Annotated in this window: 8 protein-coding genes, 1 tRNA gene and 1 pseudogene; 4 read left to right on the top strand and 6 right to left on the bottom strand. The window is 62.9% G+C overall.

Annotated features, from left to right (window positions below; translation table 11 throughout):
* Positions 1 to 211, top strand: a pseudogene (locus HWE17_RS17485) (phage baseplate assembly protein V); the annotation flags it as partial.
* The gene (locus HWE17_RS28965; protein WP_176389589.1) at positions 151 to 513 is read left to right on the top strand and encodes a phage baseplate assembly protein V; all 363 of its coding nucleotides are present in this window, start codon (positions 151 to 153) and stop codon (positions 511 to 513) included. The pseudogene HWE17_RS17485 and the gene HWE17_RS28965, both read left to right, overlap by 61 nt.
* Before the next feature lie 181 nt (positions 514 to 694).
* Here the strand turns inward: HWE17_RS28965 and HWE17_RS17475 are convergent.
* From HWE17_RS17475 to HWE17_RS17450, 6 genes are all read right to left on the bottom strand, one after another.
* Positions 695 to 771, bottom strand: a tRNA-Pro gene (locus HWE17_RS17475).
* A 102-nt stretch (positions 772 to 873) separates the two neighbouring features.
* Entirely contained in the window at positions 874 to 1,488 is a 615-nt protein-coding gene (locus HWE17_RS17470; protein ID WP_176389588.1) for a TetR/AcrR family transcriptional regulator, read from the bottom strand.
* Between the two features lie 68 nt (positions 1,489 to 1,556).
* On the bottom strand, positions 1,557 to 3,005 hold the full coding sequence (adeC, locus tag HWE17_RS17465) for an AdeC/AdeK/OprM family multidrug efflux complex outer membrane factor (protein ID WP_035820929.1): 1,449 nt from the start codon (positions 3,003 to 3,005) through the stop codon (positions 1,557 to 1,559).
* A 1-nt stretch (position 3,006) separates the two neighbouring features.
* Positions 3,007 to 6,171, bottom strand: coding sequence for an efflux RND transporter permease subunit (locus tag HWE17_RS17460; protein WP_035820931.1), 3,165 nt, complete (start codon positions 6,169 to 6,171; stop codon positions 3,007 to 3,009).
* 15 nt (positions 6,172 to 6,186) lie between these two features.
* The gene (locus HWE17_RS17455; protein WP_278316634.1) at positions 6,187 to 7,401 is read right to left on the bottom strand and encodes an efflux RND transporter periplasmic adaptor subunit; all 1,215 of its coding nucleotides are present in this window, start codon (positions 7,399 to 7,401) and stop codon (positions 6,187 to 6,189) included.
* 103 nt (positions 7,402 to 7,504) lie between these two features.
* Positions 7,505 to 7,738: a hypothetical protein gene (locus HWE17_RS17450; protein ID WP_176389587.1), complete on the bottom strand. Its 234-nt coding sequence runs from the start codon at positions 7,736 to 7,738 to the stop codon at positions 7,505 to 7,507.
* A gap of 107 nt (positions 7,739 to 7,845) precedes the next feature.
* Here HWE17_RS17450 and HWE17_RS17445 point away from each other — a divergent pair, with 107 nt between their 5' ends.
* Both HWE17_RS17445 and HWE17_RS17440 read left to right on the top strand, forming a co-directional pair.
* Positions 7,846 to 9,357: an ATPase domain-containing protein gene (locus HWE17_RS17445; RefSeq protein ID WP_176389586.1), complete on the top strand. Its 1,512-nt coding sequence runs from the start codon at positions 7,846 to 7,848 to the stop codon at positions 9,355 to 9,357.
* 8 nt (positions 9,358 to 9,365) lie between these two features.
* Positions 9,366 to 10,907 (top strand): ATP-binding protein, encoded by a 1,542-nt coding sequence (locus HWE17_RS17440; RefSeq protein WP_176389585.1) that lies wholly within the window; start codon positions 9,366 to 9,368, stop codon positions 10,905 to 10,907.
* Positions 10,908 to 10,909: the final 2 nt, after the last annotated feature.

Here is a 10,909-nt window from a genome sequence, read left to right as displayed (position 1 = left end):
TCCGCACGCGGACTTCGGCAACATGCACTGCATGAACGCCGACCTGTCCGATCTCACCCGCTTGCTGCAAAACGTGAGCCGCCTAGGCACCATTGCCGAGGTCAAAGGGGACAAGGCGAGCGTGCGGCTTGGGCCGAGCCTCACCACCGAATGGCTGAACCGAGCCACACTGCGCGCCAGCAGCACGCGCACCTGGTCGGCGAACAGGTGATTATCTTTTCCCCGGGCGGCGACATGACGCGCGGCATTATCTTGCCCTCCCTGTACTCGCAGGAATTTAACACGCCAGACACCAGCGACAGCATCCACACTACGCATTACCCCGACAGCCAAGCTGCCCGACGATACCGCCAACATCACGGCCAACAAGGTCACGTCGAACGTGCACAGCACCATCTGCACGGGCGACCTGATCGTCATGAAAAACCTGATCGTCAAGCAATCGGCCACAATGGAAGGTGCCACCTCCCTGAATGGCGGGGTGAACGCCATGGCTGGCGTAGAAAGGCATAAAAATAATAATCAATCAAACTCCGGCAATGACCGCTTCTGACAGCCGATCGCAGCCATCGGCATGCGGCGATGCGCAAATCATACGTCGCGTAAACGGAAAAACCCGGCACCGATACCAGACCAATGTCCAATATACGGTACCGGGTTTCATACAGCTTGCGCCGTAACTCCTTGAATCTAATGGTCGGGGCGAGAAGATTCGAACTTCCGACCCCATGCACCCCATGCATGTACGCTACCAGGCTGCGCTACGCCCCGACGAGGTGGGAATTATAGCAGAGGCTTTTAGGTTTTTGCCATGCTTTGCGCATGATTCATATCGAACTGCGCAAACTTTTTTGCATGGCCCGTCCAGGCGCCCTATTCGTTCAGCAGCAGCGCCGTCAGGACGATGCGGAAACCGGCGATCAGGGGTTCGACCTTCATGTCGGGATTGTGCACCGCCCGCACGGGCAAGCCCTGGTACATGGCGATCATGGTATTGAGTCGCCCTTCCAGCATCTCTTCGTCGGCCGGCAAGCCGCGCTTGATGCGCGCATCCCGTATGATGGAGAGAAACAGCTTGCGCGAGCGCACGTCCGCGCAATGCAGCATTTCAGCAATGACGGGATTGCGCGATGCTTCGGCAAAAATCTCGAGCGGCATCACCCACGTTTTCGGATCCAGACTTTCCAGCACATGCTCGCCAGCATTGTCGATCACGGCCTGCAGCGGATCTTCGCGCTGCGCCAGATCCTGCATCAGGTTGGTGACACGCTCCATATTCTTCAGCACGAAGGCGGCGATTATCGCATCCTTGCTGTCAAAATAATTATAGATGTGGCCCGCACTCATGCCGGCCGCTTTCGAGATCTCGGCCATGCTGGCGCCGTGGAAGCCGCGGCGGCTGAAGCAGCTTTCGGCCGCATCGAGCACCTGCTTGCGCCGCGTGTTGGCGCGCTCGGAATCCGGATGCTTCTTTTCAACTTGGTTCATGATTTTCCAGTAGCGCGCCGGCCTTGCCCCTGCGGACAAGGGCAAGGCCGGCGTCGGCGTCCCCGTGATTATTGGGCGCCGCCAGCCGCCGCGACGGCTGTCTGCTCAGGCTGCCAGCCGCCGCCCAGCACCTTGTACAAGGTCACCAGGTTGGTCGATTTGGCCAGGCGCGCCGTGATCAGGCTTTGCTGCGCCGTGTACAGCGCGCGCTGGGCCACCAGGGCGTTCAGGTAGGACTCGGCGCCCTGCTTGTAACGCGCGTCGTGGATGGTGTAGCTCTTCGTCGACGCCTCGACCAGCGAGACCTGCGACTGCAGGCGCTCGTCGATGGTGCCGCGCTGGGCCAGCGCATCGGACACTTCACGGAAGGCGATCTGGATCGCTTTTTCGTATTGCGCCACGGAGATTTCACGCTGCACCTTGGCGATATCGAGGTTGGCGCGGTTCACGCCGCCATCGAAGATCGGCAAGCTGATCTGCGGCAAGAAACTCCAGGTGCCGCTGCCCGCCTTGAACAGGCCGGACAGGTTGTCGCTGACCGAACCCGCCGTCGCCGTCAGCGAAATGCGCGGGAAGAAGGCCGCGCGCGCCGCGCCGATGTTGGCGTTGGCCGCGCGCAAGGTGCGCTCGGCCGCCAGCACGTCGGGACGGCGTTGCAGCACATCCGACGGCACGCCGGACGGAATGTCCGCCAGGGCCGTCACGGCGCCGAACTCGGCTGGCGGCAGCAGGTCGGCCGGCACGGGGCCGCCCACCAGCAGCACCAGCGCGTTTTGATCCAGCGCAACCTGGCTCGTGTAGACGGCCACGTCGGAACGGGCCGACTCGACGCTGGTCTGGGCATCGTACTTGTCCAGGCCGGAAGTCGCACCGGCACTGAAGCGGCGCACGGCCAGGTCATACGACGACTGCTGGCTCTTCAAGGTATCTTGCGCCACGCGCAGGCGCTGCTGGTCGGCCACCAGGTTCAGATAGGTGCTGGCCACTTCGGCCACCAGGCTGATCTGCTGCGCACGGCGTGCTTCTTCCGTGCCCAGGTATTGTTCCAGCGCGCTGTCGGACAGGCTGCGCACGCGGCCGAAGAAATCCAGCTCATACGCCGACACGCCCAGGTTCGCCGTGTACTGGCGATTGATGGACGCTTCGCCCGTGGCGCTCTGGTTTTTCGAGATGCGCGTGGCCGACTGGCCACCGGACGCCGACAGGGTCGGGATCAGCGCGGCGCGTTCGATGCCGTAGGTGGCGCGCGCCTTCTCGATGTTCAGGATCGAGACGCGCAGGTCGCGGTTGTTGGCCAGCGCCAGTTCCAGTACCTGGCGCAAACGCGCATCGGCAAAGAACTCGCGCCAAGCGACGTCCGCCACCGGCTTGGCGTCGGCGGCGGCCGTGTCGGCCTTGTAGGAAGGACCGGTCGGCCACGCGGTGGGCGCCGGCGCTGCCGGACGCTCGTACGTGGGAGCCAGGCTGCAACCGGCCAGCAAGGCCAGTGCCGCCATGGAGAGTAGCGTTTTTTTCATATTAATGCGCATCCTTAGAAAGCGTGACGGCTGGCGAACCAGGCGTCGCCGGCGTGGCGGGCGCGTCCGGCTTCGAGAAGAAGCCGCGCACCAGCACGAAGAACACCGGCACGAAGAAGATACCGAGGAACGTGGCCGTCAACATACCGCCCAGCACGCCGATACCGATGGCGTTCTGGCTGCCGGAACCGGCGCCGCTGGAAATGGCCAGTGGCAACACGCCCAGGCCGAAGGCAATCGAGGTCATCAGAATCGGACGCAGACGCAGACGCACCGCATGCAAGGTCGCGTCCAGCAGCGACATGCCCGATTCCTGCATTTCCTTGGCAAACTCGACGATCAAAATCGCATTCTTCGCCGACAGGCCCACCACCGTGAGCAAGCCCACCTGGAAGTACACGTCGTTCGACAGGCCGAAGAACCAGGTGCCCAGCACGGCGCCAATCACGCCCAGCGGTACCACCAGCAGCACGGAGAACGGAATCGACCAGCTTTCATACAGCGCGGCCAGGCACAGGAACACGATCAGCAAGGACAGCGCATACAGCTGCGGCGTCTGCGAACCGGATTCGCGCTCTTCCAGCGACACGCCGGTCCAGCTGAAGCCGATGCCAGGCGGCAGCTTGGCGACCATTTCTTCCATCGCGTTCATGGCGGCGCCCGTGCTCTGGCCCGGCGCCGGCGTACCCAGGATCTCTACCGACGGCAAGCCGTTGTAGCGTTCCAGGCGTGGCGACGCGTAAATCCACTTGCCGGTGGCGAAGGCCGAGAACGGCACCATCTGGCCAGCGGTATTGCGCACGAACCACTTGTTCAAGTCTTCCGGCAGCATGCGCGAACTGGCGTCGCCCTGGATGAACACTTTCTTCACGCGGCCACGGTCGAGGAAGTCGTTCACATACGAACTACCCCAGCCGACGCTCAGCACGCGGTTGATTTCCGATATCTGCAAGCCCAGCGCGGTCGCTTTTTGCTGGTCGATGTCGATCTTGTACTGCGGCGTATCTTCCTGGCCGTTCGGGCGCACGCCGACCATGGCCGGATTCTGCGACGCCATGCCCAGCAACTGGTTACGCGCCGCCATCAGGGCGTCATGGCCGACACCGCCGATATCCTGCAGCTGCATGTCGAAACCGGTGGCGTTACCCAGTTCCAGCACGGCAGGCGGAGCAAACGTAAACACCATCGCATCCTTGATCTGCAACAACTTGCCCATGGCGCGACCGGCAACTGCCGGCGCTTTTTGCGCCACATCCTTGCGCAGCGACCAGTCTTTCAGGCGCACGAAGGCGATACCCGTATTCTGGCCGTTACCGCCGAAGCTGAAACCGGCGACGGCAAACACGGAAGCGACGTTGTCTTTCTCGCTGTTCATGAAGTGGTCTTCGACCTGTTCGATCACTTTCAGGGTGCGCTCTTGCGTGGCGCCCGTCGGCAATTGAATCTGCGTAAACAGGATGCCCTGGTCTTCTTCCGGCAGGAAGGAGGTCGGCAGGCGCATGAAGACGAACACCAGGCCTGCCAGCAACAACACGTACAACAGCATCGAACGGGCGCGGTGGCGGATCATGCTGCCGACCAGGCCCTGGTACTTGTTGCTGCTGCTATCGAAACTGCGGTTGAACCAGCCGAAGAAACCCTTGTTGGTCGCGTGATGGCCTTTTTCGACCGGTTTGAGCAAGGTGGCGCACAGGGCTGGCGTAAACACCAGCGCGACGATGACGGACAGCACCATCGACGACACGATCGTGATCGAGAACTGACGGTAAATCACGCCCGTCGAACCGCCGAAGAAGGCCATCGGCACGAACACGGCCGACAGCACCATGGCGATACCGACCAGCGCGCCCGTGATCTGCGTCATGGACTTGCGCGTCGCTTCCAGCGGCGACAAGCCCTCTTCGCTCATCACGCGCTCGACGTTTTCCACCACCACGATCGCATCATCGACCAGCAAGCCGATGGCCAGCACCATGGCGAACATGGTGAGCGTATTGATCGAGTAACCGAACGCGTTCAGGATGCCGAAGGTACCGAGCAGCACGACCGGCACGGCCATGGTCGGGATCAGGGTGGCGCGGAAGTTCTGCAGGAACAAATACATCACCAGGAACACCAGGATGACGGCTTCGACCAGGGTCTTGACCACTTCTTCGATGGACAGTTTCACGAACGGGGTCGTGTCGAACGCCACCTGGTAGCTCATGCCTTCAGGGAATTGCTTGCTCAGGTTGCCCAGCATGGCTTTCGCCGCGTTGGCCGTATCGAGCGCGTTGGCGCCCGTCGCCAGCTTGATCGCCACGCCGGTTGCCGCATGGCCGTTGTAGCGAGCCACGGTGTTGTAGTTCTCGCGGCCCAGTTCCATGCTGGCCACATCCTTCAGGTGCACCATGGCGCCGTCGGTCGTGGTTTTCAGCAAGATGGCGCCGAACTGTTCCACCGTTTGCAAGCGGCTTTGCGCCGACACGGTGGCGTTCAGCTGCTGGCCCTTGATGGACGGCGTGCCGCCCAGTTCACCGGCCGACACTTCCGCATTCTGCGCCTGCACGGCCGTGATCACGTCCGCCGGGGTCAGGTTGAAACTTTGCAGCTTGGCCGGATTAAGCCAGATGCGCATCGCGTACTGCGAACCGAACAGTGTCACGTCGCCCACGCCCGGCACGCGGCTGAGCGGATCGACGACGTTGGCGGCCACATAGTCGCTCAAGTCGGTCTGGTCCATCTTGCCGTTTTCGGAAATGAAGCCGAACACCATCAGGAAGTTCTTGGTCGCTTTCGACACGACGAGACCCTGTTGCGTGACAGCCGTCGGCAGCAGTGGCGTAGCCAGCTGCAGCTTGTTCTGTACCTGCACCTGGGCGATGTCGGGATTGGTGCCGCTGGTAAACGTCAGCGTGATGCTGATGCCGCCAGTCGCATCGCTCGACGAGGACATGTAACGCAAGCCGTCGATGCCCTTCATCTTTTGTTCGATAACCTGGGTGACGGCGTCTTCCACGGTCTTGGCGGAGGCGCCAGGGTAGGAGCCGCTGATCGAAATCGACGGCGGGGCAATGCTCGGGTACTGCGCGATCGGCAGGCTGAGGATCGAAATCACGCCGGCAAGCATGATGACGATCGCGACCACCCAGGCAAAAATCGGGCGGTCAATGAAAAAACGGGCCATTAATATTCTCCTGAATTAGTGGGCGCTGGCAGCCGATGCTGCGGCAGAAGCGGCAGCGGCAGGCGCAGGAGCAGCTTCAGCCTTGGCCGGCACGGCAACGGCGGGGGCGCCTGGCTTGACTTTTTGCAAGCCTTCCACGATCACGCGGTCGCCTGCGGCCAGGCCGGACGTCACCAGCCAGTTGGTGCCGACGGTGCCGCTGGTAGTCAGCACGCGTTGCTCGACCTTGTTTTCCTTGTTCAGGATCAGGGCCGTTGCCTGGCCCTTCTGGTTGCGCGTCACGCCCACTTGCGGCACGGTGATGGCTTTTTCATCGACGCCCGTTTCCAGCTGAGCACGTACGTACATGCCTGGCAGCAATTCGCCTTTCGGGTTCGGGAACAGCGCGCGCAAGACCACGTTGCCGGTGGTCGGATCGACGCTCACGCCAGAAAACTGCAGCTTGCCCGATTCGCTGTACTTGCTGCCGTCCGGCAGGAGCAAGTCAACCTTGGCCTGGCCTTCGCCGACTTTTTTCAGCGAGCCGTCGGCCATCTGGCGCTTCAGGCGCAGCAAGTCCGTGCTCGACTGCGTCACGTCGACGTAGATCGGATCGAGTTGCTGCACCGTGGTCAGGGCTTCCGCCTGGCCCGCCGTGACCAGCGCGCCGGCCGTCACGGTCGAGCGACTGGTGCGGCCGCTGATCGGCGCCGTCACGGTGCTGTAGCGCAGGTTGATGTTCGCCGATTCCAGCGCCGCAGTGGCGGACTCGACGTCTGCCTTGGCTTGCTCGAACGCGGCGACGGCATCATCGTATTCCTGGCGGCTCACGCCTTCGATGGCAACCAGTTCCTTGTAGCGCGACGCTTTCGGGCCGGCCGTCAGCAAGTTGGCCTTGGCTTTCGACAGCGCGGCCTTGGCCGAATTGGCGGCCGCCTGGTACGTGGCGGAATCGATCTGATACAGGGCCGTGCCCGCTTTCACATCGCTGCCTTCGACGAACAGGCGCTTCTGGATCAAGCCACCGACTTGCGGGCGCACATCGGCGACCTGGTAGGCATTCGTACGGCCGGGCAATTCGGCGCTCATCGGCAACGCGGCCGGATTAACAGTAAACACGACCACCTGTGGCGCTTGCTGCGCGTGAGGTGCTTCCTGTTTTTTACTGCAGCCGGCCATGATTACAGTGGCGCACAGAACGGCAATAGCGCCGCTCGTACGCGGCGACGTCAGGGAAAAGGTTGGTTGCATCTTGGACTTTCTGAAAAAGAAGCTGGCTAGTGTCGTTAGAAATGACTAAATTTATTAACGCAGATCAAAGAATGAACGATCATTCTAAAATCGTCAAGCATCGTTACAATTGAAACATAGTAACTATCAAGCGAATTAAATTATCAATGAAGCAATAAAATGAAGACAGCGACAGCGTCTGCACGTCAGCCAGTTCGAACAGGGAGCTGGCGGGCGGCGGCAAAACGGCAATGCGGAAAGTTGGATTGAATGAATACTGTAGCAGGGTAATGCGTTCTTTGCTGAAGCCTTGATCGCGCGCACAACACTGCCTGGCGCACACACGCCAGATCGCCATGAATATTTACCAATGGTATCGAAAAGACATGCCACAGCGGACGCGCTAGTATATTGAGCAACGCGTGACCAACACGTGACCACAGCGTGGCAAGCGGGGGCGCAACGATGACAGCACAGGAGCGACATACAAGACAGCAGGATGGCGCGCGCAGCACGGAGGCGCCGCCACTGCTGTCGACCGGCGTCGCCGGCCTCGACGCCATACTCGATGGCGGCTTGCTGGCCGAGCGCCTGTACCTGGTCGAAGGCGTGCCCGGCACGGGCAAGACCACCCTGGCGCTGCAATTTCTGGCCGAAGGGGCGCGCAACGGCGTGCCGGTGCTGTATATTGCCCTGGCGGAATCCGAGATCGAGCTGCGCGGCGCGGCCCTGTCGCATGGCTGGGACCTGGCCGGCATCGCCATCGAAGAGGTGGCGCCCAGCGACGACATCCTCGACCCCGAGCGCCAGTACACCATCTTCCACCCGTCTGAAATCGAACTGGCCTCGACCAACCAGCGCATCCTGGCCGCCATCGAAAAGCATCGCCCTGCGCGCCTCGTGCTCGATTCGCTGTCCGAACTGCAATTGCTGGCGGAAAACCCCCTGCGCTACCGGCGCCAGGTGGTGGCGTTGAAACAATACCTGGCCAGCCGGCACTGCACCACCCTGCTGATCGATGACCGTTCGGCGCTGGACGACGGCTTGCAAGTGCGTAGCGTGGCCCATTGCGTCATTTCGCTGGAGCTGCAAAACCAGGACTATGGCAATGACCGGCGCCGCGTGCGGGTGGTGAAATACCGGGGCGTGCCGTTTCGCCGCGGCACGCACGACTACAAGATCGCCCGTGACGGCCTGGTCGTCTATCCGCGCCTGGTGGCGGCCGACACGCGCCGCGATGGCGGCCATCAGCGCCTGTCGAGCGGCGTACCCGAACTCGACACCATGACAGGCGGCGGCCTGGAAGAAGGCATGAGCACGCTCATTTCCGGCCCGGCCGGCAGCGGCAAGTCCACCCTGGCGGCGCAATTCGTGCACGCGGCAACAACGCGCGGCGAACCGTGCGCCATGTTCCTGTTCGAGGAAGCGCGCAGCAAGCTGCTGAACCGCGCCGACAGCGTCGGCATGCGCCTGCAGGCGGCGCTCGACTCCGGCCTGCTGAGCGCACAGCAAATCGATCCGGCCGAGCTGGCCCCGGGAGAATTCGCCCAGGCCGTCGTCGACGCGGCAGAAAGGGGCGCGCGGGTCATCGTCATCGATAGTCTGAACGGCTACATGCATGCGGTGCCCGATGAACGTTTCCAGAGCACCTATCTGCATGAACTGCTCAATTACCTGAGCCAGCGCGGCGTGGCCACCCTGCTCGTCGGGGTGCAGCAAAACATGCTGGGCACCTCGATGACGACGGCGGCCGACGCCAGCTACCTGGCCGACAGCGTCATCATGCTGCGCTACTACGAAACGGAAGGCGAGGTGCGGCAAGCCATTTCCGTGTTCAAGAAGCGCGGCAGCGCGCACGAGCGCAGCATCCGCCGCTTCGAGATCAGCCCGCAGGGCATCCGCATCGGCCCGGCCCTGGCCGGCTTTCACGGCATCCTGTCGGGCTTGCCCACCATCGGCGGCACGCCCTTCCCCTAGGAACGGCCATGGAGCAGCGCATCCTGATTTACGCACCTGGCGGCCAGGACGCCGCCCTGGCCGCCAGGGTACTCGCCGGCGAAGCCATCGCCAGCCACGCCTGCCGCTCCGCCGGCGAGATGGCCGAGCAGCTGGCGCTGGGCGCCGGCGGCGTGCTGACGGTGGACGAGGCCTTGCACGCTGGCGCCTACGCCGTGCTCGACGCCTACGCCCGCCAGCAGCCGGACTGGTCCGATTTGCCCATCCTCCTGCTGACGCACGCGGGCCTCGATTCGCTGCCCTTGCAGCAAGCCGTCGCCACCCTGGGCAACCTGACCCTGCTGGAACGCCCCGTGCACATACTGACACTGATCACCTCGGCCCATGCCATGCTGCGCGCGCGCCAGCGCCAGTACCAGGTGCGCGAGACGCAGCGGCGCAAAGACGAATTTCTTGCCAGCCTCGGACATGAACTGCGCAATCCGCTGGCGCCCATCAAGACTTCGGTGGCCCTGCTCAAGCACCTGTACCCGGCATCGGAGCAGATCGGCAAAGTGAGCGGCGTGATCGAGCGCCAGGTGACGCACCTGACGCGGCTGGTGGATGACTTGCTCAACGTGGCGCGCATCACCAGCGGCAAGGTACTGCTGCAGCGCGAGGATATTGAATTGCAACAAGTGCTCGACCATGTGATGGAACTGTGTCAGGCCGCCGCCGACAGCCGGCACATCAGCATCACGCAGGCGTTGCCGCCGCTGCCCATCACGCTGCACGCCGACTATGCCAGGGTGGTGCAGATATTTGCCAATCTCGTGTTGAATGCTGTGAAGTTTACGCCGGACGGCGGGCACATCCACATCACGGTGCGCCTGGCACAGGGCCTGCTGCAGGTGATGATCGAAGACAATGGCATCGGCATCGAACCGGACGCCATCGCGCGCATCTTTTCCATGTTCGAACAGGGGCGCACGGTGGAGGGCCAGATGGCCAGCGGCCTGGGCATCGGCCTGAGCCTGGCGCGCCAATTTGCCGAAATGCATGGCGGCAGCATCGACGCCTACAGCGACGGCCCCGGCCGCGGCAGCCGCTTCATCGTCACCTTGCCGGCCAGCGCCGGCGACGCCCCGGCCGTCATGCCGCCGGCTGCCGTCCAGGAGCCCCCCACCGGCGCAAGCGAGCCCGTGCAAGTGCTGGTGGTGGACGACAACCTCGATGCGGCCGATTCCTTGCAAAGCCTGTTCCAGCTCGAAGGCTATGCCGCCAAGGTCGCGTATGGCGGCGTGCAGGCGCTGGCGGCCGTCGACATGGCGTGGCCGCAACTAGTGGTGATGGACCTGGGCATGCCGGACATGGATGGTTATGAAGCGGCGCGCCAGATACGCCAGCGTGCGCAAGGGCGCGACGTACTGCTGATCGCCCTGACGGGCTGGGGCCAAAGCGAGGCGCGCTCACGCACGGAACAAGCCGGTTTCGACCACCACCTGACGAAACCGGTGGATTTCGACGCCATTGCCGCCCTGCTCCGCGCACACCTCGCGCGGCAGGCAGGTGCGGCTACGCAGACGCAATAGCG

Source organism: Janthinobacterium sp. BJB401 (assembly GCF_013372745.1).
Classification (GTDB): Bacteria; Pseudomonadota; Gammaproteobacteria; order Burkholderiales; family Burkholderiaceae_D; genus Janthinobacterium; species Janthinobacterium rivuli.
This window is presented reverse-complemented; position numbering and strand designations above follow the sequence as displayed.